Genomic DNA, 23,598 nt, shown 5'->3' on the forward strand with positions numbered 1-23,598 from the left:
TACCTCGCCTGACCCCGGCCGACGTGCTCGCTACGTTGGCGCCATGAAGATCCACGACACCCTCATGCCCGCGTTCGACGCCCAGATCACGCTCGAGATGGCGGCGTCGACGGTCTACCGCCAGCTGGCGATCGAGATGGACGTCCAGGACCTTCCCGGCATGGCCGCGTGGCTGCGCCGCCAGGCCGACGAGGAGCTGGTTCACGCCAACAAGTTCATCGACCACGTCGTCGACCGCGGCGGTCACCCGCGGGTCGGCACGGTCGAGGCGCCCGCCGTCGACACCGCGACCCCGCTCGCGGTCTTCGAGGCCGCGCTCGCGCACGAGGAGAAGGTCTCGCAGTCGATCCGCGACCTCTACCTCGCCTGCGAGAAGGAGGGCGACCTTGACTCCCGCCCGCTGCTCAACTGGTTCCTCGACGAGCAGGTCGAGGAGGAGGCCACCGTCGGCGAGATCGTCGCGCAGGTCCGCATGGTCGGCCAGGACGGTGCCGGGCTGCTCCGCCTGGACCGTGAGCTGGGCGGTCGTCCCGGCGGCTCCACCGAGCCGGCGGGGTGAGCGAGGGCGCTCCCGGCCCGCGGCCCGCCGGCCGGGGAGCGCGTTAGAGTCCGCTCATGCACTGGCGGGACGTGGGGGACAGGATCTGGATGAGCCGGCCGCTGACCGCGGCCCGGCGCGGCACGCTGCGGGCGGGCACCCGTGCCCTGTCCACGACCTACAGCCTCTACAAGGTCCACCCGGCCACCTGGCGCTTCACCGCGACCCACTACCAGCCGTGGATGGGCGACTTCGCGCGGTGGCACGCCTGGATGACCTGCCAGCTCGGGTCGCTGCACGTGCCGGCATACCGGCAGCACCTGGCCGAGCACGACTGGCGCTTCCGCTGGTGGGACCTGGAGAACTACCCGCCGACCGACAAGAAGGGCTACGTCCAGCGGTATGACGAGGCCGCCCGCACGCGCAGCGGTCGCCTCGAGCTGCGGGGCACGCTGGTCGACGAGAGCTCGGGCAGCTCCGGCACGCCCTTCAACTGGGTCCGCGGCCGCGACGAGCTCGCCGACATCCACCGCAACGTCGCCGGCTTCACCGCCCTCATGATGCGGGACGAGGAGCGGCTCTTCGTCATCAACGCCTACTCGATGGGTGCCTGGGCGACCGGCACCAACACCGGCATCGCCATGGCCAAGATCGCCATGGTGAAGAACACCGGGCCCGACCTGGACAAGATCGTCGACACGCTGCGCCACTTCGGCCCCGGCTTCACCTACCTGGTGTCGGCATACCCGCCCTTCCTCAAGGACCTGCGCGACCGGCTGGACGCCGAGGGCTGGGACTGGCCGGCCTGGCGGATGCACGGGCTGGTCGGCGGGGAGGGCATGACCGAGGCGCTGCGCGACTACTGCGAGGAGCGCTTCCTCACCGTGCGCTCCGGCTACGGCGCGTCCGACCTCACCATCGGGATCGGCGGCGAGACCGACCTCACCGTGTGGCTGCGGCGCGCGCTGCTGCAGGACCACGACCTGCGCGAGGCGGTGCTCGGGCCGGGGGAGTCGCGCACGCCGATGATCTTCCAGTACAACCCGCTCGAGACCTACCTCGAGACGACCGAGGACGGGCAGCTGCTCTGCACGCTCACCTCGACCGCGGTGCTCTCGCCCAAGCTGCGCTACAACATCGGCGACGAGGCCCGGCTCATGGACTGGCACGACCTGGCCGCGGTGCTGCGCAGCCAGCCGGAGTGGCAGGCGCCCGCGCGGGAGGCCTTCGCCAAGCAGGGGATGAAGCTGCCGCTGCTGCTGCTCTTCGGCCGCGCCGACGCCACGATCTCCTTCATGGGCGCCAACATCTACCCGCAGGACGTGGAGAACGGCCTCTACACCGACCCGCGGCGGGCCGCGCAGATCGGCTCCTTCACGCTGACGCTGGAGGACGTCGAGGGGGACGCCACCCGGCAGCAGCCGACCATCCACCTCGAGCTGCGCGAGGGCGTGGCGCTGGACGACGAGGCCCGGGAGGAGCTGGCGACCGACGTCCGCGAGGGCGTGGTCGACTACCTCGCCCGGACCAGCCGCGACTTCGCCCAGTCGCTGGAGGAGAGCGACCGCAGCGACGACATCAGGGTGCAGGTGCACGACGCCGGGACCGGTCCCTTCGCCGACCTCCCGGACAAGCTCAAGCGGGTCTACCTCTCGGGCCCGGCCTCCTGATGGAGCGGGCCGGGGCGGTCTTCGTCGGCGCCACGAGGTATGCCTCCCCGCTCGCCTGGGCGCGGCTCGCCCCGCGCTGGCGGGCGATGGTGGGCCAGATGCGGCGGATGCCCGGCTACGTCCACCACCAGGTCTACTTCGACCCGCCGTTCACGCTCGGGACGATCGGGTACTTCGCGACCCGCGAGGACCTGCTCCGCTTCGCCCGCAGCGGGGTGCACCGCGAGCTCATGCAGTGGGTGACCGACGGCACGGAGAACGCGACGGGTGGCTACATCCGGGTCTACGAGCTGCCCGATGCGGTGGCGGAAGCGACCGGGGACCTGGTGTCGCGGACCGGGACGGGCGCCGATGCGCACGCGTGACTTCTCCCAGGCCCCGCCGGTGGCTCAGGCCTCGGCGATGCTGACGGTCGCCCCCGCCTCGGGCCGGGCCTCGCCGCGCTGGCTCGCCCGTGCGGCGAGGGCGGTGCGTCGGGCCGAGGGACTGGTGCGCCGTGAGTGGCTGCTGGACGGAGCCCGCCCGGCCGGGGTGGTGGCGTGGTTCGCGACGCCGGAGCAGGCGCGGGCGGCCAGGCATACCCTGCAGCGGGCGGTGGGGGAGTGCGACGTGCAGGAGCACCACGCGCACCCCGACGGCTACAGCAACGGCGTGTGGCGCGCCGAGGACCACCTGATGCGCCACATCGAGCGCTTCACGCCGGTGGGGGCCGAGGAGGTCGGGCCGACCGTGGTGCGCGCCCGTGACGGTCGGCGATCCCGGCCCACCACCAACTCCCTGGCCCCGCGCTTCCTCGCCGGCCCCCACCTCGCAGCGGCGGGGGAGTCGCCGAAGCGCGGGGAGGTCGAGGAGATGCGGGTCGAGCCGGTGCGCACCAGCGCCGACCTGCGAGGTTTCCTGAAGGTGCACCCCTGGGGCACCCGCCGGGAGACGCACGGGGTGCCGCTGTGGCACAGCACGATCCGCTCGTGGTTCACCGGGCGCGGACCGCACCGGCAGCACGGTCCCGTCGAGCTCTTCGTCGTCCGCGACCCGTGGGGCGCGGTGGCGGGTCGCACGACGCTGCACACCGACGCCCGGATGGACGAGAAGCTCGGCGAGCCCACGCTGCTCATGGGGGCCACCGAGTTCGCCGGGGAGGCGGCGCTCGCCGCGCTGGTCCGGTATGCCGAGGAGCAGGCCCGGCAGCGCGGACGCACCCGGCTGCTCGGCCCGGTGTCGCTGCTCCCCAACCAGGTGGGCGGCGTGGTGACCTCCGGGTGGGACGAGCCGGGCTTCCTCGACGGTCCGTGGAGCCCGCGGCACTACTCCCGGGACTGGGAGGCGCTGGGGTTCGAGCGGGTCTGGGAGGGCTCCACGTGGCTGTGCCCGGACCTCGGCTCGCTGGACCCGGCCGAGGTCTTCCCGGTCGGGCCATTGCCCGAGGGGGTCGTGCTGCGGCACGCCGACCGGAAGCGGCTGGACGAGCAACTGCCTCTCCTGCGGCAGATGCTCAACGCCTCCTTCGCCGAGCTGGGCTACTACACGCACATCGAGGCCGACGAGCTGGCCGCCGCGACCGACGGGCTGGCCCACCTGCTCGACGAGCGGCTGCTGCTCTGGCTCGAGCAGGACGGGGAGCCGGTCGCCTTCGTGCTCGTCGTGCCCGACCTCACCGCCTTCGTCCGCTCGACCGGTGGCCGGCTCGGACCGGTCGACATGCTTCGGCTGCTCGCGACGCGGGGTCTTTACCGCCGGGACGCGGTGCTCATCATCAAGGGCACGGTCCCCGGTGCACGCGGCCGAGGGCTCATGCGGCATCTGTCGCGCGAGCTGCTGGAGGGGCTGCAGACCGGGGGGTATGCCTCGCTCCGGGTGACCTTCGTCGAGCACGACAACGCCGGGTCGCAGGCGCAGTTCGTCGCCATGGGCGGGGCCCCGCTGCACGGGACCTGTTTCTACACGCGGGCCGTCGGTGCCGCCGAGGGCGGGGGCGAGGGCGAGGGCAAGGACGAGGGCGTGGACGCCGGTGCGGGAGGGGCTGTGCGGGAGGCGGAGCCGCCGGGAACGCCCGCCGTCCGGGAGCGGGCACTGCCCGGGTCACCGGCCGCGCGGCTGCTCGCGCGGTCCGCCGACTGGGGGCGGGCGCCGAGCGCGCACAACACCCAGCCCTGGGACGTCCGGGCCACCGGGGACGACACGCTCTTGCTGGGCTGGCACGCCGAGCGCGAGCTGCCCGTGGCCGATGCCACGCGCCGCGACCTGCTGCTTTCCCTGGGGGCGTGCGCCGCGTCGCTGCAGGTCGTCGCTGCCGACCTCGGGCTGCGGGCCGAGGTGGACTGGGCTGTGGACCTCGACGCCCGGCAGGCGGCGGTCCTCCGACTGACCCAGGACAGCGCCTCGGGCCAGACCGACGCGTCGACCGATGAGCCGCGCGGTCGGCCGCAGCCAGGGTCCCGCCTGCCGTGGACGGTGGCCGAGCTGCGGGCCCGCACGACCGTGCGGGCGCCCTACCCCGAGGCCCCCGGCGCGGCGGAGGTGGCCGAGATCGCCCGCCTCGCCGGTCTGGGCGAGGGCACCGGGCTGCTCGTGCTGCCGGAGGACCTGGTGGACCGGCTGCTGCCGGGGGCGACCGCGCAGACCCTCACGGGGGCCCCGGCCACCGAGCTGGCCGGCTGGCTCCGGCTGAGCGAGCGCCACCCGCGGCACGACCTCGACGGGCTCAGCGCGCAGGCGCTCGGCCTGGGACGGGCCGAGGCGGCCGGCCTCGGGCTGCTCACCGGCTCGCGGGGTATGCGCTCGGCCCTCGCCAGGACCCGGCTCGACCGCCTCGTGGCCCGGGCCAGCGAGGCCCGGCCCCGCGGTGCGGTGCTCGTGCTCTGGGCTGCGCCCGGCCTGTCGCCGGAGGAGCTCGGGCCCCTCGGGGGATCGCTGCTGGGCGCCTGGCTGGGCGGTGAGCGTCGGGGCTGGTCGGCGCACCCGCTCAGCGAGCTGCTGGACGAGCCGTCCTCGGCAGCGGCCGTCGACGCCCACGTCAGCGGCGTGCTCGGCAGCCCGGCCCAGGCCTACGCCGTCTGGCGCTGCGGGCGCCCCGCCGAGCCCTGGGCATACCGCAGCCCCCGCCTCACCGACTGACCGCGGCCCACCGACCAACCCTGGCCGCGCCCGGGGAGGATCGGTCCACCCGCACCTGTCCTCACCGCGTTGACGGGCTTGACCGGGGAGGATCGGTGCACCTGCACCGATCCTCGCCAGGGAGATGGGCTTGACCGGGGGCCGCGCCCTGCCCGGGGAAACGGGCTTGACCGGGGAGGATCGGTGCACCTGCACCGATCCTGCCCGGCCAGGGGTATGCCCGTCCGCTCAGGCCGGCTGCTCGGCCTGCTCCGCCTCCTGGGCCTCGCCGCCGTCCCGGCTGCCGACCCGGCTGAGACGCTCCGTGCCCCGGCCCACGAGCTCGTAGAGCACCGGCACGAGGATGAGCGTCAGCGCGGTGGAGCTGATGAGACCGCCGATGACGACGATCGCGAGCGGCTGGGAGATGAAGGCCCCGCCGCCGGTGATCGCGAAGGCCATCGGCGTCAGCGCGAGGATCGTCGCCAGCGCCGTCATGACGATCGGCCGGAACCGGTGGCGGGCGCCCTCGACGACCGCGGCCGTGCGGTCCAGCCCGCGGGCGCGGTACTGGTTGACGAGGTCGATGAGCACGATGGCATTGGTCACGACGATGCCGATGAGCATGAGCAGCCCCACCATCGAGGCGACGTCGAGCGGGGTGTCGGTGAGCAGCAGCAGCCCGATCGACCCGGTCGCCGCGAAGGGCACCGAGACGAGCAGGATGAGCGGCTGCACCAGCGAGTTGAAGGTCGCGACCATGACGAGGTAGACGATCGCGATGGCCGCCACCAGCGCCAGGCCGAGCGCGGCGAAGGCGTCCTCCTGGTCCGCGCTCACGCCGCCCAGCGAGACCTGGACGCCCTCGGGCGTCTCCAGGTCGTCGATCCGCTGCTGCAGGTCGGCGGTCAGGGCGCCGAGGTCGTCGGCCTCGGACCGGCCGGTGACGGTGGCGGCGCGCAGCCCGTCGACGCGGGTGATGCTCACGGCCTCCTCGATCCGCTCCAGGTCGGCGACGTCGCCGAGGGTCACGGCCTCGCCGGCGGTGTCGGTGCCGACCTCCAGCGCGCGCAAGGCGTCGAGGTCGTCGGCCTGCCCGTCGCGGACGACGACGTCGACCTGGCTGACGTCGATCTCCACCTGGCCGACGGTCGCGCCGTCGGTGGCCGCCTGGACGACCTGCCCGAGCTGGGCCTCGGCCACCCCGGCCTCGGCCGCCGCGGGCCGGTCCACCTGCACGCGCAGCGCCGGCACGGTCTCGGTGAGGTCGTTGCTCACGTCCAGCGCCCCGGCGTCGGACATCAGCTCGGTCACCTCGTCCGCGACGGTGCGGAGCTCGTCGAGGTCCTGGCCCTGCACCCGGACCTCCAGCCCGGCGGCGGACGGGCCACCCTGCTGACCGGCCTGGGCGGTGAACGTCGCCCCCTCCGGCAGCTCGACCGCGGTCGTCATCTCGTCGCCGAAGGTCTCGCCGTCCGCGCCGTCCTCGAGGGTCACGGCGAAGGTCGCCGTGCCGGACCCGCTGCCCAGGAAGACCGCCTCGATGCCGCCGGTGCTGCCCGCCGTCACCTGGTAGGACGTGACCTCGTCCCGCTCGGAGAGCCACTGCTCGACCTCGGCCGCCTGCTCGTCGGTGTCGTCGAGGGTGGTCCCGGTGGGCATGGTGAGGGTCGCCTGGAGGGTGTTCTCACCCGTGCTCCCGATGAAGTCGGTCTTGAGCAGGGTCACGGCATACCCCGTGCCGCCGAGCAGCGCGACGGCCAGCAGCACGGTGAGCCACGGCCGGCCGAGCGCGGTCCGCAGCACCGGGAGGTATGCCCGCTGCAGCCGGTCGGGGGAGTCGTCCTCCGCCGTCTGCGGCGCCTCCGGCTCGTGCTTGCCCCCGCCGGTGCGGCGGCCGAGGAACCAGAAGCCGAGGACCGGGATGATCGTCAGCGCGACGAGCAGGGAGGCCAGCATCGCCAGGGTGACGGTGACCGCGAACGGCCGGAACAGCTCACCGACCTGGCCGCCGACGAAGCCCAGCGGCAGGAAGACGGCCACCGTCGCGACGGTCGCCGAGGTGATCGCGCCGGCGACCTCGCGGGTCGCCTCGACGACGGCCTTGCGCCGCTCGTCCCCTCGCCCGACGTGCCGCTTGATGTTCTCGATGACGACGATCGAGTCGTCGACGACGCGGCCGACGGAGATGGTGAGCGCGCCGAGGGTGAGGATGTTGAGGCTGTAGCCCGCCGCCTGCAGCCCCAGCAGCGCGATGAGCAGCGAGAGCGGGATCGACACCGCGGTGACGAGGGTGAGCCGCACCGACAGCAGGAAGACGAGCACGACGAGGATCGCGAAGCCGAGGCCGAGCAGACCCTCGGTCGCGAGGTCGGTGATGGACTCCTCGATGAAGGGGGCGCCGTCGTAGATCGTCACCAGCTCGCCGCCGCCGAGCGCGGTGCTGATGTCGTCCTGCATCGCCTCCAGCTCGTGCGAGATCTCGACCGCGTTGCCGTCCGGGGTCTTGGTGATCGCCAGGCCGACGCTGGGCTCGCCGTTGGTCCGGGTGTATGCCGTCGCGTCCCGCTCCTCGAGCGTCACCGTGGCGACGTCGCTCAGCCGGGGGATCTCGACCTCGCCGGTCTGCTCCACGGCGGCCGCGGCCTGCTCGGCCGCCGCGGCGGTGGCGGCGGCCTGGGCGGCGAGCTCGGGGTCCTGCGGGGAGGCTGCTGCGGCGTCGGCGGCCTCGTCCGCCGCCTGCTGCGCCTCGTCGGCCTGGGTGCGGGCCTGGGCCGCGGCCTGCTGGGACGCGACCGCCTGCTGCCCGAGCATCGGGAGCGCGGCGATCTGCTCGGCCGAGGTGAGCCGGGAGCCGACCTGGACCGGCAGCTCGGTCTCGCCGTCGAGCACCGAGCCACCCGGCAGCACGACGCCGTTGGCCTGCAGGACCTGGCTGACGGTGGAGAGCGTCACGCCCTGCTCCTCGGCGGCCTCCTCGTCCATGTCGACCGTCACCACCCGGTCGGCGACCCCGGAGAGGGTCACCGAGCGCACGCCGTCGATGTCCTCGATGTCGGGGATGACCACCCGCTCCAGCCGGTCGACGAGGTCGCGCGCGTCCTCCCCGCCGCTGGCGGCGAGCTGGATGATGGGGAAGTCGTCGATGTTGCCGGCGAAGATCTGCGGCGTCGCCGACTCCGGCAGGTCCGGGAGGCTGAGGACGGCCCGCTGCAGGTCGGTCTGCGCCGTGCCGATCTCGGTGCCGTAGTCCAGCTCGACGAGCACGGTGGAGAAGCCGTCGGTGCTCGTCGAGGTCACCTCGACGACGTTGTTCAGCCCCTGCGCGGCGGTCTCCACCTGCTCGGTGACCTGCTCCTCGACGACCGAGGTGCTCGACCCGGGCGTCGACGTCGCGACGACGAGCACGGGGAACTGCAACGAGGGGAAGAGCTCGCGCGGCAGGTTGCCCGCGGACCACAGCCCGGCCAGGATGCTGAAGACGGTGGCCAGGGCCACGAGCGCCCGGTTTCGGACGCTGAACAGGGTGAGGCGCGACATAGGATGTCTAGCGTAGGGCGAACCGTTACCCTGGGCCGAATCGAAGCCCACCGGCCGGGCCACCGGGCTGGTGCCGCGGGTGAGGAGTGGACGAGCAAGGAGCACCGGAGGGCATGACAGCGACGCACGAGACGGTGGATCGGGCCGCGCTGCTCGACCGCCTGGCGAGCGCCGAGCGGGAGCTGCACGCGCTGGCGATCCGTGCCGTGGAGCCGTGGACGATGCCCGCCGACCTCACGCTGCGCCAGCTGCAGGTGCTCACCCTGGTCCGGCACACCCCGGGGATCACCGGCCAGGACCTCGCCCACCTGCTCGGCGTCTCGACGCCCACGACGAGCGGCATCGTCGAGCGGGTGGCGGCCAAGCGGTGGGTGAGGCGCGAGCACGACCCGTCCGACCGGCGCCGGCTGCTGCTGCACCTCACGGCAGCCGGGGAGCAGCTGCTGGAGGACCTCGAGGAGCCGACCCGGCTGGGCCGGCAGCTCGTCCTGGACCGGCTCGGCGACGCCGAGGTGGCGGACCTGGTGCGGCTGGTCGAGCGGATGCGTGACGTCGCGCTCGACGTCGGGGCCGAGCGGGGCTGACGAGCCGTGAACAGCGGTGCGCTGCTCGCGATCACGCTGCTCCCGCTGGCCTGGGCGCTCGTCGCCCGCCGGCTGCGCTCGAGCCCGCTCACAGGCCCGCTCGTCATGGCGGCGGCCGGGGTGGCGCTGGGGCCGCAGGGTCTGGACGTGCTCGCCCTCGACGTCGGGGCGGCGGAGGTGGCGGGGCCGCTGACCGTGGCCCTCGTCGTCGTCCTCTTCTCCGACGCCGCCCGGCTGGACCTCTCGACCCTGCGCCGGAGCGGGCGGCTGGCCGCCCGCCTCCTCGTCGTGGGCCTCCCGCTCGGGATCGTGGCCGGGGCCCTGGCGGCCCTCGGCGTCATGCCGTCGCTGACCCTGGCGGCCGCGGTCGTCCTCGCCGTGGCCGTCGTCCCCACGGACGCCGCCCTCGGGCTGGCCGTCGTCGAGGACGAGCGCGTCCCGCCCGCGGTCCGGCAGGGGCTCAACGTCGAGAGCGGGCTCAACGACGGGATCGCTGTCCCGCTCTTCGTCCTCGCGGTCGCCGGCGCGGCGGGCGAGCTGTCGACGGTGCCGGAGGCGGTCACGACCTTCCTCACCGTCATCGGGGTGGCCGTGGTGACCGGTGGGGTGGTCGGGGCGGTCGGCGTCCGCCTCCTCGAGCTCAGCGACCGTGCCGGGTGGTCCAGCGCGAGCTGGCGCTCGGTGGCGACGGTGCTGCTCGCGCCGGCCGCGTATGCCCTGGCGGACGTCCTCGGTGGCAGTGGCTTCGTCGCGGCCTTCGTCGCGGGGATGGCGCTCGCCGCGACCGCCCGGGGGCCGGTGGAGGAGCTGACCCGCGGCAGCGAGGCGGTCGGTCACCTCCTGACGCTGCTGGCCTTCCTCCTCTTCGGGGCGGCGGTCCTCAGCCCGGCGCTGGAGCGCATCACCTGGCCGATGCTCGCCTTCGCCGTCCTCGCGCTGACGTTGACCCGGCTCGTGCCCGTCGCGATCGCGCTGCTCGGTGCGCGCTACTCGCTGCCGACCGTGCTCTTCGTCGGGTGGTTCGGCCCGCGGGGGCTCGCCTCGGTCATCTTCGCGGCCGAGCTCGTTGACCGGGCGGAGTTCGCGCAGGCCGAGGTCGTCGCGACGGCGATCATCACCACGGTGGCGCTGAGCGTCGTGGCCCACGGGGTCACCGCGGCGCCGTGGGCGCGGCGCTACGCCGCGGTCGCCCGCCGGCATCCCGGAGACGCCCCCGAGCACGAGGACGTCATGGTGGTGCGGTCAGGCCGGACGCTCCCGCACTCGCCCTGACGCGGGCGGGCGACGGGAGCGGTGCGGCTCAGACGCCCCGGGGCCGCTCCGGCGGCACGGGGAAGCTGGAGCGCACGTGCCCCTCGGCCTCGTCCTGGGCCGTGCCGATCGAGCCGGGTCCGCTGGTGATCTTGATGATGTGCACCGCGGCCACGACGAGCAGGAGTGCCAGCAGGCCCGCGGCGACGAGGGACTGGGTGAACGCCCACCACAGCACCAGCACGATGCCGATCGTGGCGTAGGGGATCAGGGGGAAGGACTTCATCGGCCACCTCCTCGGTGAGCCGTCAAGCATACCGGCGGGCGGCACCCGGCGCAGGTCGGCGCGGGAGCGGCTCCCGTCGACTACGCGTCGTCGCCGAGCCCGAGACGGGCCAGCAGGGGGTTCACGTCGGGGTCGGCGCCGCGGAACTCACGGTAGGTGGTGAGCGCCTCGCGCGACCCGCCCGGGCCGAGCAGCTCGCGGCGGAAGACCTCGCCGGCGGCCCGGGTCATCCCCCCGGGGTTGTCCTCGTCACCCTGCTCGCGGAACCACGCGACGGTGTCGGCGTCCATGACCTCCGACCACAGGTAGGAGTAGTAGCCGGCGGAGTAGGCGCCGCCGAAGATGTGGTGGAAGTAGGCGCTGCGGTAGCGCGGCGGGACGAGCGGGAAGGCGACACCCGCCCGCTCCAGGGCCGCGGCCTCGAAGTCCTCGACGCCGGAGCCGTCCTCGGGCAGCTCGGCCAGCGGCGTCTGGTGCCAGGCCTGGTCCAGGATCATCGCCTTGAGCAGCTCCAGCGTGTGGTAACCGGTCTCGGTCCGGCTGGCGACGAGCTGCTCCACCCACTCGGCCGGGACCGGCTCACCGGTCTCGTGGTGACGGGCATACCGCTGCAGCAGCGCCGGCTCCCAGGCCCAGATCTCGTTGACCTGGCTGGGGAACTCGACGAAGTCGCGCGGCACGGACGTGCCCGAGCGCGAGGGGTAGCGCACGTCGGAGAGCAGGCCGTGCAGGTCGTGCCCGAACTCGTGGAAGAGGGTGATGACGTTGGTCCACGTCATGAGGCTGGGCGAGCCGGCGGAGGGCGGCGGCACGTTGCAGGTGTTGGTGACGACCGGCAGGTCGCCGAGCAGGTGGGACTGGTCGACGATGCTCGTCATCCACGCCCCGCCCTTCTTCGTCGGCCGCGTGTAGGGGTCGATGATGACCACGCCGAGCGCGGAGCCGTCCTCCTCGCGCACCTCGAAGACGCGGGCGTCCTCGGTGTAGCCGACGAGGTCCTCGCGCTCGTGGAAGGTGATGCCGTAGAGCGCGGTGGCGGCGGCGAAGACGCCGTCGGTGAGGACCTGCTCGAACTCGAGGTATGGCGTGAGCTGGGCCGTGTCGAAGGCCTCGCCGGAGTCGCGGGCGGCGAGGTACTGCCAGTCCCAGCCCTCCAGCGTCGCGTCGGGCTCAAGGCCCCGCAGCTGCTCCGCCAGGGCGTCGGCCTCCCGCTGCGCCAGCTCGACGACGCCGGGGGAGAGGCGCGCGAGCAGGTCGTTGACCGCCGCCGTGGTGCGGGCGCAGCCGACCTGGTGGACGTAGGACGCGTGGTGCTCGTAGCCGAGGAGGGCGGCCCGCTCGGCGCGGAGCCGGGCGATGCGCACGAGGATGTCGCGGGTGTCGTGCTCACCCTCGTGCAGGCCCCGCTCGACGGAGGTGCGGAAGACCCGCTCGCGCAGGCCGCGGTCGTCCAGGGAGTCGAGGATGGGCTGGCCGGTGGTGTTGGTCAGGGTGATGAGCCAGCCGTCGAGGCCCTTGGCCTGGGCCGCCTCGCGCAGCCCCGACCGGGCGTCCTGGTCCAGCCCGGCGAGCTCGGCCTCATCGGTGACGTGCACCGCGGCGGCAGCGCGGCCGGTGACGAGCAGCCGGTCGAACTCCGTGGACAGCGTCGCCAGCTCGGCGTTGAGCTCGCGCAGCCGGGCCTGGCCCGGCGCGTCGAGGGTGATCCCGCCACGCTCGTAGTCACGCAGCCGCTCGTCGAGGACGAACCCGTCCTGCTCGTCGAGGTCGACCTCCCCGGCGTCGGCGCGCTCGCGCAGGGTCCGGAGCCGGGCATACAGGTCCGGGTCGAGCATGATCGTGTCACCGTGGTCGGACAGGCGCGGGGCGAACTCGGCCATGATCGCGTCGCGCTCGTCGTTGGTGTCGGCGGACTTGGCGACCCAGAACGCGGACAGCGTGCGGTCCAGAGTGGCGCCGCTGGTCTCCCAGGCGTGCAGGACGTTCTCCACCGTCGCGGGGTCGGTGTCCTCGGCCAGCGCCCGCAGTGCGGCCAGCTGCTCGGTCATACCGGTCTCGATCGCCTCCCGCACGTGCGCGTCGGTGAGGGTGGCGTAGTCCGGCAGGGAGTAGGGCAGCGTGGACGGGGCGAGGAGCGGGTTGGTCATACCTCTCATCTCAGCACAGCGGGCGCCGCCGTGGCACGGCGGTCGCCGCAGAGATCCGCTCGCACTCCTACGCACACGTTGTTCCTCTGCGGTGATGCATCACGACAGAGGAACAACTTCTGGGTATGAGTCGGGCTGGGTCGTTCTCGGACCCGGTTCTCGGAGGTGTCCGCCGCGCTGACCAGCGGCCGGCGGCGAGGCGTCCGAGGTGCTTCGTGCGCGTGGAAGTCCTCCAGTGAGGGTTCAGGGTAGGCAGGTGACGCCCTGTGCCCTCGCAGCCTCCCGAAGCTTGATCTCGAGCGTGGCGAGAGGGAGTCCGCTGGTCATCGCGGTGAGCAGGTAGCAGGCGTCGTAGGCGCTCAGCCCCGACGTGCGGGCCTGGGCGAGAAGCTCGGACATGCCGTGGTCGTGCTCGCTGACCTCGATCGGGAGCTGGCCGAGCAGCGCCATCAGATGCCTGGCATGCGCGGCGCTGATCCGCCCCCGTCGCTCGGCCCCGGCCAGGACGTTCGCGATCTCCAGGTCCCACAGCGGGGGGACGACCGCCCCATCGGCGCGCACCACCTCGAGCACGACATCGCTGCTCGGCGTCCACTCGTCCTCGAAACACCACGACAGGGCTGCGGAGGCGTCGAGGACGACGCCGGCACCACTCACCGGCGGCCCTCGTCGATGGCCTCGCGGAGGGGGATGCCGAGCGTCCGGCCGGCGCGAGCCGTGGCAAAGGCCGCCATGAGATCCGTGGTGGAGGAGGCGGAGCCACGGACCCCCACGAGTCGCGCGACGGGGCGGCCGTGCCGGGTGATGGTCACCGAGCCGCCGTGCTCGACCTCGTCGAGCAGCCGGGGGAGGTGGGTCTTGGCGTCGTAGGCGCCCACGGTGCTGCTCATGAGATCAGACTAGTCTACGACCAGTCCTAGGCCAAGGGTGCGAGTTCGCCCTGTCCCACCTGGCTCACCCGAACAGTCACCGAGGTGCGGCATACAGTGGCGGCCATGAGCGACGAGGCCACGACGGACAGCGCAGGGACCGAGGACCGGACGGGTGGGAGCCAGACCCGCACTGAGCCGCGCGACCAGCTCGTCGAGACGACGCACAGCATCGAGACCGCGGACGGCGAGCTGACGTATACCGCGCGGACCGGCCGCATCGTCATCCGCGAGGAGGAGGTCAAGGACGACGTCTTCCAGGGCTGGACGCCGCGCGGGGAGCTGGCGGTCACGGCATACACCGTCACCGACGAGGACGGCGAGCCCGACCGGAGCCGCCCGATCACCTTCGTCTTCAACGGCGGGCCGGGGTCGAGCTCGGTCTGGCTGCACCTGGGAGTGCTCGGGCCGCGGATCGCGGTCGCGGGCGAGCCGAACGACCCGACGCCGCCGCCGTATGCCCTCGCGGACAACCCGGAGACGCTGCTGCGCGCCTCCGACCTGGTCTTCATCGACCCGATGTCCACCGGGTGGTCGCGGGCGGTCGAGGGCGGCAAGGCCAAGGAGTTCCACGGGTGGAAGAAGGACGTCGAGCAGGTCACCGAGCTCATCCGGCTGTGGTGCACCCGCGAGGACCGGTGGATGAGCCCGAAGTTCCTGGCCGGGGAGTCCTACGGCACCACCCGCGCCGTCTCGGTGGCCGAGCGCCTCTTCTCGAGCTTCGGGATGCAGCTCAACGGGCTGGTGCTCATCTCCAGCGTGCTGGACTTCGGCACCCAGGACTTCCGATTCCTGCGCTTCGACGAGGCCTGCCTGTCCTACGTCCCGACCTACGCGGCGATCGCGCACTACCACGGCCGGCACGAGGGGCGGGACCTCGCCGAGGTGCTCGGTGAGGCCGAGGAGTTCGCGGCGGGGGCATACCGCTGGGCGCTGGCGCGGGGCAACCGGCTCACCGACGACGAGCGCGCCGACGTCGCCGCGCAGCTGGCCCGGCTGACCGGGCTGTCGCAGGACTACGTCGAGCGCTGCGACCTGCGGCCCGAGCACTGGCGCTTCTGCACCGAGCTGCTGCGCGACCGCGGCGAGACGGTCGGCCGGATCGACGGCCGGATCAAGGGCGTCCTGCACTCCGGGATCGCCGAGGGCATGGACGCCGACCCCAGCATCGACGCGATCATGGGCCCCTACGCCGCCGCGATCCACCACTACCTGCGGGCCGAGCTGAGGTCGGAGCTGGACCTGCCCTACGCCGTCTTCTCCGACGCCATCGAGCACTGGTCCTACAAGGAGTTCGAGGCCAGGCCGATCAACGTCGTCGACAAGCTGGAGCGGGTCATGCGCGCCAACCCGCACCTGCGGGTCCGCTTCGAGTACGGCTACTACGACCTCGCGACGCCGTATGCCGCCGCCGAGGACACGGTCGCGCACCTGCGCCTGCCGGACGCGGCGCTGGACCGGATCGAGCACGCGTGGTTCGAGACCGGGCACATGCCCTACGTCGGCGAGAGCTCGCGGGTCGAGGAGGCCGAGGGCATCACCGACTTCGTCCGGCGCGCGGCGACCGCCGGCAGCTAGGTTGGGGCCATGAAGGGTCGTCTGCTCGGTGTCGTGGCGATGATCCCCGTGGTGCTGCTGGCCCTGGTCGGCGGCCTTGCCCTGCTCACCGACTGGCGCCCCTCGCTCAACCCCTTCGTCGAGGAGGAGATCGACCGGACCGGGCCCTCGGTGCTGCAGTCGCTCACCGAGATCAGCGACTTCCACGCGGCCAGCGCCTACTACGAGACCGTCGTCGACCTGGAGCGGGACACCCGCTTCGTGCCCGGCTGGATCAGCGGAGAGCGGGTGCTCTACGTCGGCAAGGGCACGGTCGACGCGGTGGTCGACTTCAGCACGCTCGACGAGCGCCGGGTGCAGGTCGACGAGGAGAGCGGCGCGGTCCGGGTGCGGCTCCCGGAGCCGAGCGTCGGCGACCCCGTGCTGGACCTCGAGGAGAGCTACGTCGTCAGCGTCGACCGGGGGATCACCAACCGCTTCCGGGGCTCGGACCTGGAGCAGGAGGCGCAGCGGGTCGCGGTGGCGCAGATGAGCGAGGCCGCCGAGGGGACGGGGCCGCTGGTCGAGCTCGCCGAGAGCAACACGATCGCCATGCTCGAGGGGCTGCTGGAGGCCCTGGGGCACGAGGACGTGTCGGTCACCTTCGCCGGCTGACAAGCCGATGGTCCCGTGGAAGTCGGCAAGGGTGCCGACTCCCACGGGACCGTGATCGAGGCGTCAGGCCTCGGGCAGCGGCTCCACCTCGTAGGTCGCGGCCGGCGGCTCGTCGTCGCGCTCGTCGGCCTTGACCGCGGCCACGCCGGCGACGATGAGGGCGCCGCCGAGCAGCTGCACGGGCGCCGGCATCTCCCCGAGCAGCAGCCAGGCGAAGAGCACGGCGAACATCACCTCGGCCAGCCCCACGAAGGAGGCGACCTTGGCGCCGAGCATGCGTGCGGCGATGATCCCCGTGAGGTATGCCCCGGCCGCGGCGACCAGGCCGAGCCAGGCCACCGGCAGCCACCACGGCGCGGTGGCGCCGGCGAGGGTCACGCTCTGCGTGCTGACGCTCATGGGCAGGACGCCGATGAGGCCGGCCAGCCCGAGGACGGCCGCGCCGATCGCCATACCGAGCGCGGCGAAGGCGGTCGGCGGCAGGCCGCTGGAGTCGTCGGAGCCGACGATGAAGAAGCCGGCGAGGCCGACAGCGGCGACCAGGCCCCACACGACCCCGACGGTGCTCAGCTGCACGTCGCCGAGGACGTCGAGCACGAGCAGCAGGCCGATGACCGCGAGGCTGACGCCGCCGACGGTGAGGGCGCGGGGCCGCTGGCCGTGGCGGGCCCAGAGCCAGCCGACGACGAGGATCGGGCCGAGGTACTCCAGCATGAGGGCCACGCCGACGGAGAGCCGCTCGACGGCCAGGAAGTAGAACAGCTGGGCGGTGGCGACGGCCAGCAGGCCGAAGAGCCCGGTGTGGATCCAGGTGACCGGGCGTCGCAGCAGGTGCCACCGGCCGCGCATCGCGATCGCGGCAGGCCCGGCGAGGATGAGCGCGCCGAGCCCGACGCGGACGGCGACGGCGGCGCCCGAGGACCAGCCGGTGAGCAGCAGGCTCTTGCCGACGGTGCCGGAGGTGCCGAACATCGCGGCCGAGACGATGGCGACGGCCAGCCCCGCGAGCACGGTGCGCAGGCCGGGTCGCGCGACGGCACGGGGTCGGGTGGTGCGCGGGTCGAGGGTCGTACGGGTGGTGGTCATGGGGCTGGCCCCCTCTCTCGGATTGATGTCATGGGTGTGAATCAGTGACACTCATGACGATAGTGACCGCGGTCATCAGGAGTCAAGTTGCTTTTCACCCATGACACAGAGGTGGCGCTCCAGGGTGCCGCCGGGCTGGTCAACACCCGGACGGGAGCCGGCAGCGGCAGCGACCACCTGCCCTCCGAGCAGGCCGTGCGCGCCCGGGCGGACGGGCTCGACACCCTCACCGGCGCCGCCGAGCTGCAGGACTTCGCCTCGACGTGGGGCTGGTCGGGGCGGCCGCCCACGGACCGGGCCGGGGTCGAGCGGGTCCGCGCCCTCCGTCCGCGGCTGGCCCAGCTCTGGGACCTCGACGAGCCGGGGGTGGTCGACCTCGTCAACACGATGCTCGCCCAGGAGCGGGCGGTCCCGCAGCTGGTCGACCACGACGGGTGGGGCTGGCACCTGCACGGCGTCCCCGACGACGCCCCCTTCGCCACCCGCATGGCGGTCGAGGCGGCGATGGCCATGATCGACGTCGTGCGCGCCGACGAGCTGCAGCGGCTGCGCCGGTGCGGCGCCGACGACTGCGACGGGGTCCTGGTCGACCTCTCCCGCAACCGGTCCAAGCGCTTCTGCAGCACCACCTGCGGCAACCGGGTCGCCGCCGCGGCCTATCGTGAGCGACAGAGCGGCGAGGACTGACGCCGACCGCGCAGACGGCATACCGGAGGACGACCATGACCCCCCACGACGGCGAGGCGCTCGCCCCCGGCACCCGCGCCGTGTCCCTCGGGCGGCCGGCCCGAGAGCCCGGCGCCCCGGTCAACGTGCCGGTGACCTTCACCTCGACGTATGCCGCAGACGGCGCGGTGGACTACGCCCGTGACGGCAACCCGACCTGGGAGGCCCTGGAGGAAGTGCTCGGGTCGCTGGAGGGGGGCGACGCGTTGGTCTTCGCCTCCGGGATGGGTGCCATCGCGGCGACCATGTCGCTGGTCCCGGTCGGTGGCGTGGTCGTCGCGCCGACGCACGTCTACAACGGCACCACCGGCCAGCTGGCCGACCGCGAGGTCGCCGGCGCGCTCACCCAGCGGCGGGTCGCCCCCGAGGACGTCGCGGCGATCGTCGACGCCTGCGAGGGGGCGGACGTGCTGCACCTGGAGTCGCCGTCCAACCCGATGATGGAGGTCACCGATGTGGCGGGGGTCGTGCGCGGGCTGGTCGAGCGGTACGGCGAGGACCGGCCCGTCGTGGTGTGCGACAACACCTTCGCGACGCCGCTGGCGCAGCAGCCGCTGACCTGGGGTGCCGACGTGGTGGTGCACTCGGCGACGAAGTATCTCGCCGGGCACTCGGACGCGCTCTTCGGCGCGCTGGTCGTCTCGGGGGAGCGGCCCGACCTGCTGGAGCGGCTGCACACGCACCGCACGCTCTACGGCGCGATCCCGGGCCCGATGGAGACCTTCCTCGTGCTGCGCGGGGTGCGGACGCTGCACCTGCGGCTGGAGCGCGCCGAGGCCAACGCGCGCGAGCTCGTCGCACGGCTCGAGGAGCACCCGGTCGTGCAGCGGGTGCGCTACCCCGGCTTCGGCGGCATGGTGTCGATCGAGGTCGCCGGGGGCGTCGAGCGGGCCGAGGCGATCTGTGCCGCGACCAGGCTGTGGGTGCACTCGACCAGCCTCGGCGGGGTGGAGAGCCAGATCGAGCGTCGCCGCCGCCACGCGCTGGAGGTCGAGACGGTCCCCGAGACGCTGCTCCGCCTCTCGGTCGGCGTCGAGGACGTCGAGGACCTCTGGGCGGACCTCGCCCGGGCCCTCGACGCTTCTCCGCGCTGACCGGCGCGGCCTCTCCTCCCACCGGGCGTCGTGAATGGTTGCCTCCTGACCCACCGGGCGTCGTGAATGGTTGCCTCCTGACCCACTGGGCGTCGTGAATGGTTGCCTCCCGACCCACCGGGCGCCGCGAATGGTTGCCTCCTGCCCCACCGGGCGTCGCGAATGGTTGGTCTGTCAGGACGTGACCGCCGGGGTATGCGCTGGGTCCGGACGCGCGGCGGCCCGGAGCCGGTGCAGCATGAGCGCCACCACCACCGTGAGCGCGAGGTAGAGCCACGGTGCGCGGTCGGCCACGCCCGCGCCGAGCCCGAAGCCGGTGCCGAGGAAGGCATACCCCGCCGTCGTGGCGACCGCCATGCCCACCGACTCCACGAGCACGGCGGCGCCTGCCATTCGGTCGGCCGTGATGCCGTCGTCGGGGTCCGGCTGCGTCAGGCAGCGGCCGAGGAGGTCGGGGTAGAGCGCGCCCATGCCGAGCCCGGCCAGCGTGGCTCCCAGCAGCAGACCGGCGAAGGCGCAGGGCGGAGCCGGCGCGAGGGTGGTCGTGGCGAGCAGCACGAGGACGCCGGCGGCCAGCAGACCGCCGGCCCGCCGTGAGCGCCGCGCGAAGGGGTGGTCCTCCAGCGCCGGGTGCGCGCCGGTCCACAGGCCGGTGAGCGCCCAGGCGACACCCGGCGCCGCGATGACGACGGCGAAGGACGCGGTGCCCAGCCCGAGGCCGTCGTAGGCCACGACCGAGAGCACCATGGTGGCGCCGAAGTATGCCGCCGCCGTCACCCCGAGCGCGGTGAGCACGGCGCGCCGACCGCCCCGTGCGCGCAGCGTCCCCGGCGGGAGGAGACGCGCGGTGGCCCAGAGCATGGCGCCGGCTCCCGCCGCCACCGCGACCAGGGACGCCCCACCGGCGGGCAGCGCGAGGACGGCGGCACCGGCGGCGAGCACGACCGCCCACCGCCACGGGACGGTCTGGCCGGTCGGCTCCTGCTCCGCCTCGGGAGGGAACTGCCGGGCGACGGCCCAGCGGGCGAGCACCAGCAGCGGCAGGTAGGCGACCATCGCCCAGCGCCAGCCGAGCAGGGAGGCCGTGGTCGCGGCATACACCGGGCCGAGCGTGGAGGACAGCAACCAGACGCCGGACATGCCGGCGAGCACGAGCTGGCGGTGCCGGGCGGGCAGGCCACGACTGATCGCACCGAGGCTGATCGTCGCGAGCGCGCCGGCGGCCAGTGCCCGGACCGCGGTGCCGGCGATGAAGACCGGCATGCTTGGCGCGAGCGCACAGGTCGCCGAGCCGAGCACCGTGACCAGCGTGAAGGCGAGCATGAGCGTGCGCACCGGCACTCGCGAGAGCAGCCAGGCACCGGCGGGCAGCATGAGGAAGAGCGGCGCCTGCGCGGCGGCGTCGAGCGGGCCGTAGAGGTGCGCCCCGTCCAGGTCGCTCGCGACGAGCGGGAGCACGGTCTGGGAGAGGTAGCGCTGCATCCCCGCGAGGAACTCCACCGTGAGGAGCGCGAGGGCGAGCAGCGCGGCCCGGCGTCCTGCGGGTCGTGCCCCGGACACGGCTCAGGCCTCGGCGCGGGTGTAGCCGTAGAGGTCGGTCTGGCGCTCGTTGACCCAGATCGTCGAGCCGCCGTCCGGGTCGGTGATCTGCACGGTGCGCGAGTAGGTCTCGTCGATGAGGACCGCCTCGATCCCCGCGCCCGTCAGCAGCGCGAGGGCGTCCTCGACGTCACCGTCCCACTCGAGGGCGAGCTCGGTCCCCGGGGCGTCCGCGCGGTGGGCCGCGACCAGGCCGCCGCCGGAGCAGGTCAGGTCGGTCCAGGTGCCGTCGTCACCGACGAGCCGCGGTCGGGAACCGAGTCCCTCCAGGGTGCGGCGGATCATCGCCGGGTCGGGGCCGTACCAGATCGGCAGCACGGAGAGTCGTGGGTCGGGGGCGCGGTCCGTGTTCTGGCGCGACGTCTCGACCGGGGTCGGGGAGTCGAGCGTGAGCCGGGTCCCGTCCGGGGCGCTGACGATGCCGGCCTCGCCGTGGTCGGGGTGTCCGAGGGTGATCGGTATGCCTCGGGCAGCCACCTGCTGTACCGCCTCGGGGATCGGCGTGCTCGTCTCGAAGGCCAGCGCGGTGCCCGAGGGCTGGTCCTCGTTCGCCTGGTGCAGCGCGAGGCGTCCCGAGCCCAGGGCATACACCAGCCAGCCGGGGCGCTCGAGCAGCAGCCGGCCGCCCAGCGTCTCGACGAGGTGGCGCCAGGCGGGTAGGTCCGCGGTGAACCGGATCGGCCGGGCGGTGAGCTGCTCGGTCATGACCGTCCTCCCTCGGTGGTGTCGAGGTAGTGGCGCAGGGCTTTCTCAACCAGCGCCGACAGGCTGGTGCCCTCGTCGATGCCCCGGTGCTTGATCTCGGTGATGAGGTCGCGGGGGAGGTAGACGTTGAACTGCGTCTTGTCCGGCATACCTAGGATGCTAGCAATCTAGGTCGAAGGGCGCCACGGTCGGTCGGCGGGGGAGGTCGCCAACCATTCGCGGCGCTCGGTGGGGGTGGGGCGTCCCTAGGATGTGGCGCATGAGCCTCTTCGTCGTGCACTACACCTACTCCGACGACACCGCGGCGCGCGACGAGCACCGCTCGGCGCACCGCGACTTCCTCGGTGCGCTGGCGGCCGAGGGCACGGTGCTGCTGAGCGGTCCCTACGCGACGATCGAGGAGGCGCCCGACGCGGCGCTGCTCGTCCTGCGTGGCGACAGCGCCGCCGACCTCGCCGAGCTGCTCCGGGAGGACCCGTTCCAGCAGCAGGGGCTGGTCGAGCAGGTGGCGATCCGTGAGTGGACCCCGGTGCTGGGGGCGTGGTTCGACGGGGCGCTCGCCGACGAGGTGTAGTTTCGACGGCATGGTCGAGGGTGGGGAGACTGCGGCGGCGGTACGTGCGCCAGGGGCGATGATCGGGTCGGTCATCGGTCTGGTGGGCGGCACGGTCTTCGTGCTCGTCAACCGGGGAGAGCTGCCGCAGGCCTGGTCGACGGCAGCGCTGATCGCCTGGGTCGTGCTGCTCCTCGTGGCGGCGTGGGCCGTCCTCGTGCGGCGCGGCGGTGCCCGGCAGACGTCCGCACCGCACCCTCGCGCCGGCCTGATCTATGGCCTCTCCGTCCTCGGGATGCTCGTGTTCTTCATCGGTGGGAGCGCCCTGCTGCGTGCCGGAGGCGTCCCCGAACTCGGGCCGGCGCTCATCGCCCTCGGCGTGGGGTTGCACTTCATCCCGTTCGCGCGGGCCTTCGGCGTGCCCTTCTTCTTCGGCCTCGGGGGAGCCGTGTCGGTCGTGGGCGGGCTCGGCCTCGTGCTCGGCCTGGTATGGACGCCGGTGGCCGCCCCCGCGGCGGCCGTCCTGGCCGGCCTGCTCATGGTCGCGCTCATCGGCACCGCCGCGACCCGACGCTGAGCTCCAACAGATCCCCCGCTCACCCCTGCGCCGTGACGAACGTCCCGGCGGAGCCGTCGACGAGCGAGGCGACCTCCTCCAGGCTGCCGATCGCGGCTGCCGCGCTGGCGCCGCCCACCTCGACGAAGCGGCATACCGCCTCGACCTTGGGACCCATCGACCCGGCCGGGAGGTCGAGCGCCCGCAGCTCCTGCGGCGTCGTGCGCCGGATCTCGCGCGCGGCGTGCGTGCCGAAGCCGTGCATGACCGCCGGCACGTCGGTGAGCACGAGCAGCCGGTCCGCGCCGAGCCGGTGCGCCAGCAGCGCGGCGGACAGGTCCTTGTCGATGACCGCCTCGACCCCGCGCAGGTCGCCGGTGCCCGTCCGCACGACGGGCACGCCGCCACCGCCGGCGCAGACGACGATGACCGACTCGTCGAGCAGGTGGTCGATGAGCCTGGTCTCGATGATCTCGCGCGGCCGGGGCGAGGGGACGACGCGCCTCCAGTGCTCACCGTCGGCCTTGACCTGCCACCCGTGCCGGTCGGCCAGCTCGCGCGCGGTCTGCTCGTCGTAGACCTCCCCGACGAACTTGGTCGGGTCGGAGAAGGCCGGGTCGTCGGCGTCGACGAGGGTCTGGTTGAGGACGGCCGCGAACTGCCGGTAGGGCCGCTCGTTGCCGATCGCCTGCAGGATCCAGTAGCCGATGAGCCCCTGCGTCATCGCCCCCAGCGCGTCGAACGGGTACGGCTGGCTCAGCCGCGCGTCGTCCGCGCTCTCCATCGCGAGGATCCCGACCTGCGGGCCGTTGCCGTGGGTGATGACGACCTGGTGGTCGTCGGTGAGCGGCGCCAGCGCGCGCATCGCCCGCCGGATGTTGGCGACCTGGGCCGCGGCGTCCGGCACCTGCCCACGCTCCAGCAGCGCGTTCCCACCGAGGGCGACGACGATCCTCATGCGCCGACGGTATGCGCTCGCCCGCCGTCCGGACGGGACGCGCGGCCTGTGCCCGGGCCGCGACTTCCGCCG

Annotated in this window: 22 protein-coding genes; 12 read left to right on the top strand and 10 right to left on the bottom strand. The window is 73.4% G+C overall.

What is annotated here, in order from left to right:
• Nucleotides 1–43: 43 nt before the first annotated feature.
• Genes SGUI_RS11580 through SGUI_RS17730 form a run of 4 tightly spaced genes read left to right on the top strand, consistent with a single transcriptional unit; the run spans nucleotide 44 to nucleotide 5,322 of the window.
• Entirely contained in the window at nucleotides 44–559 is a 516-nt protein-coding gene (locus tag SGUI_RS11580) for a ferritin (RefSeq protein ID WP_066640336.1), read from the top strand.
• 56 nt (nucleotides 560–615) lie between these two features.
• Nucleotides 616–2,208, top strand: coding sequence for a phenylacetate--CoA ligase family protein (locus SGUI_RS11585; protein WP_066640339.1), 1,593 nt, complete (start codon nucleotides 616–618; stop codon nucleotides 2,206–2,208).
• On the top strand, nucleotides 2,208–2,573 hold the full coding sequence (locus SGUI_RS11590) for a monooxygenase family protein (RefSeq protein WP_066640341.1): 366 nt from the start codon (nucleotides 2,208–2,210) through the stop codon (nucleotides 2,571–2,573). Before SGUI_RS11585 ends, SGUI_RS11590 begins: the two co-directional genes overlap by 1 nt.
• On the top strand, nucleotides 2,560–5,322 hold the full coding sequence (locus SGUI_RS17730; protein WP_066640342.1) for a nitroreductase family protein: 2,763 nt from the start codon (nucleotides 2,560–2,562) through the stop codon (nucleotides 5,320–5,322). The genes SGUI_RS11590 and SGUI_RS17730 overlap by 14 nt, the downstream gene beginning before the upstream one ends.
• A 228-nt stretch (nucleotides 5,323–5,550) precedes the next feature.
• Here SGUI_RS17730 and SGUI_RS11600 read toward each other — a convergent pair whose 3' ends face one another.
• A complete protein-coding gene (locus SGUI_RS11600; protein WP_066640345.1) occupies nucleotides 5,551–8,841 on the bottom strand; it encodes an efflux RND transporter permease subunit in 3,291 nt (1,096 codons plus the stop codon).
• Nucleotides 8,842–8,954: 113 nt separating this feature from the next.
• Between SGUI_RS11600 and SGUI_RS11605 the strand changes: the two genes are divergently transcribed.
• Both SGUI_RS11605 and SGUI_RS11610 read left to right on the top strand, forming a co-directional pair.
• Nucleotides 8,955–9,425 carry a MarR family winged helix-turn-helix transcriptional regulator gene (locus tag SGUI_RS11605; protein ID WP_066640347.1) on the top strand — a complete coding sequence of 157 codons (471 nt, stop codon included), beginning with the start codon at nucleotides 8,955–8,957 and terminating at the stop codon, nucleotides 9,423–9,425.
• 6 nt (nucleotides 9,426–9,431) lie between these two features.
• Nucleotides 9,432–10,697 (top strand): cation:proton antiporter domain-containing protein, encoded by a 1,266-nt coding sequence (locus SGUI_RS11610; RefSeq protein ID WP_066640348.1) that lies wholly within the window; start codon nucleotides 9,432–9,434, stop codon nucleotides 10,695–10,697.
• Nucleotides 10,698–10,725: 28 nt separating this feature from the next.
• Here the strand turns inward: SGUI_RS11610 and SGUI_RS11615 are convergent, their stop codons facing one another.
• From SGUI_RS11615 to SGUI_RS11630, 4 genes are all read right to left on the bottom strand, one after another.
• Nucleotides 10,726–10,962 (bottom strand): hypothetical protein, encoded by a 237-nt coding sequence (locus SGUI_RS11615; RefSeq protein WP_066640350.1) that lies wholly within the window; start codon nucleotides 10,960–10,962, stop codon nucleotides 10,726–10,728.
• 80 nt (nucleotides 10,963–11,042) lie between these two features.
• A complete protein-coding gene (locus tag SGUI_RS11620) occupies nucleotides 11,043–13,109 on the bottom strand; it encodes a M3 family metallopeptidase (protein WP_066640352.1) in 2,067 nt (688 codons plus the stop codon).
• 243 nt (nucleotides 13,110–13,352) lie between these two features.
• On the bottom strand, nucleotides 13,353–13,766 hold the full coding sequence (locus tag SGUI_RS11625; RefSeq protein ID WP_066640359.1) for a type II toxin-antitoxin system VapC family toxin: 414 nt from the start codon (nucleotides 13,764–13,766) through the stop codon (nucleotides 13,353–13,355).
• Nucleotides 13,763–13,999 (bottom strand): type II toxin-antitoxin system Phd/YefM family antitoxin, encoded by a 237-nt coding sequence (locus SGUI_RS11630; RefSeq protein ID WP_066640361.1) that lies wholly within the window; start codon nucleotides 13,997–13,999, stop codon nucleotides 13,763–13,765. Before SGUI_RS11630 ends, SGUI_RS11625 begins: the two co-directional genes overlap by 4 nt.
• 105 nt (nucleotides 14,000–14,104) lie before the next feature.
• Between SGUI_RS11630 and SGUI_RS11635 the strand changes: the two genes are divergently transcribed.
• Both SGUI_RS11635 and SGUI_RS11640 read left to right on the top strand, forming a co-directional pair.
• The gene (locus SGUI_RS11635) at nucleotides 14,105–15,616 is read left to right on the top strand and encodes a S10 family peptidase (protein WP_066640362.1); all 1,512 of its coding nucleotides are present in this window, start codon (nucleotides 14,105–14,107) and stop codon (nucleotides 15,614–15,616) included.
• Nucleotides 15,617–15,625: 9 nt separating this feature from the next.
• Nucleotides 15,626–16,249, top strand: coding sequence for a DUF4230 domain-containing protein (locus SGUI_RS11640; protein WP_066640364.1), 624 nt, complete (start codon nucleotides 15,626–15,628; stop codon nucleotides 16,247–16,249).
• A gap of 63 nt (nucleotides 16,250–16,312) precedes the next feature.
• On the opposite strand, the gene SGUI_RS11645 is transcribed toward SGUI_RS11640, so the two are convergent.
• Nucleotides 16,313–17,335, bottom strand: coding sequence for an EamA family transporter (locus SGUI_RS11645; protein WP_066640366.1), 1,023 nt, complete (start codon nucleotides 17,333–17,335; stop codon nucleotides 16,313–16,315).
• A 111-nt stretch (nucleotides 17,336–17,446) separates the two neighbouring features.
• Between SGUI_RS11645 and SGUI_RS11650 the strand changes: the two genes are divergently transcribed.
• Complete coding sequence (locus SGUI_RS11650) at nucleotides 17,447–18,022, top strand: CGNR zinc finger domain-containing protein (RefSeq protein ID WP_237141341.1); 576 nt, start codon at nucleotides 17,447–17,449, stop codon at nucleotides 18,020–18,022.
• A 35-nt stretch (nucleotides 18,023–18,057) separates the two neighbouring features.
• Nucleotides 18,058–19,155 carry a trans-sulfuration enzyme family protein gene (locus SGUI_RS11655; protein ID WP_066640370.1) on the top strand — a complete coding sequence of 366 codons (1,098 nt, stop codon included), beginning with the start codon at nucleotides 18,058–18,060 and terminating at the stop codon, nucleotides 19,153–19,155.
• A gap of 174 nt (nucleotides 19,156–19,329) precedes the next feature.
• Here SGUI_RS11655 and SGUI_RS11660 read toward each other — a convergent pair whose 3' ends face one another.
• From SGUI_RS11660 to SGUI_RS11670, 3 genes are read right to left on the bottom strand one after another with little or no spacing between them, the layout of a single operon-like run.
• Nucleotides 19,330–20,715 carry an MFS transporter gene (locus SGUI_RS11660; RefSeq protein WP_066640373.1) on the bottom strand — a complete coding sequence of 462 codons (1,386 nt, stop codon included), beginning with the start codon at nucleotides 20,713–20,715 and terminating at the stop codon, nucleotides 19,330–19,332.
• 3 nt (nucleotides 20,716–20,718) lie between these two features.
• A complete protein-coding gene (locus SGUI_RS11665) occupies nucleotides 20,719–21,459 on the bottom strand; it encodes a hypothetical protein (protein WP_066640375.1) in 741 nt (246 codons plus the stop codon).
• Nucleotides 21,456–21,608 (bottom strand): ribbon-helix-helix domain-containing protein, encoded by a 153-nt coding sequence (locus tag SGUI_RS11670; RefSeq protein ID WP_066640379.1) that lies wholly within the window; start codon nucleotides 21,606–21,608, stop codon nucleotides 21,456–21,458. Before SGUI_RS11670 ends, SGUI_RS11665 begins: the two co-directional genes overlap by 4 nt.
• Before the next feature lie 110 nt (nucleotides 21,609–21,718).
• Here SGUI_RS11670 and SGUI_RS11675 point away from each other — a divergent pair, with 110 nt between their 5' ends.
• Both SGUI_RS11675 and SGUI_RS11680 read left to right on the top strand, forming a co-directional pair.
• Nucleotides 21,719–22,033, top strand: coding sequence for a YciI family protein (locus tag SGUI_RS11675; RefSeq protein WP_066640383.1), 315 nt, complete (start codon nucleotides 21,719–21,721; stop codon nucleotides 22,031–22,033).
• Nucleotides 22,034–22,043: 10 nt separating this feature from the next.
• Nucleotides 22,044–22,589: a hypothetical protein gene (locus tag SGUI_RS11680; RefSeq protein ID WP_157621826.1), complete on the top strand. Its 546-nt coding sequence runs from the start codon at nucleotides 22,044–22,046 to the stop codon at nucleotides 22,587–22,589.
• A 19-nt stretch (nucleotides 22,590–22,608) separates the two neighbouring features.
• Here the strand turns inward: SGUI_RS11680 and SGUI_RS11685 are convergent, their stop codons facing one another.
• Entirely contained in the window at nucleotides 22,609–23,526 is a 918-nt protein-coding gene (locus SGUI_RS11685; protein ID WP_066640389.1) for a carbamate kinase, read from the bottom strand.
• Between the last annotated feature and the right edge of the window lie 72 nt (nucleotides 23,527–23,598).

This window comes from Serinicoccus hydrothermalis (assembly GCF_001685415.1).
Lineage (GTDB): Bacteria > Actinomycetota > Actinomycetes > Actinomycetales > Dermatophilaceae > Ornithinicoccus > Ornithinicoccus hydrothermalis.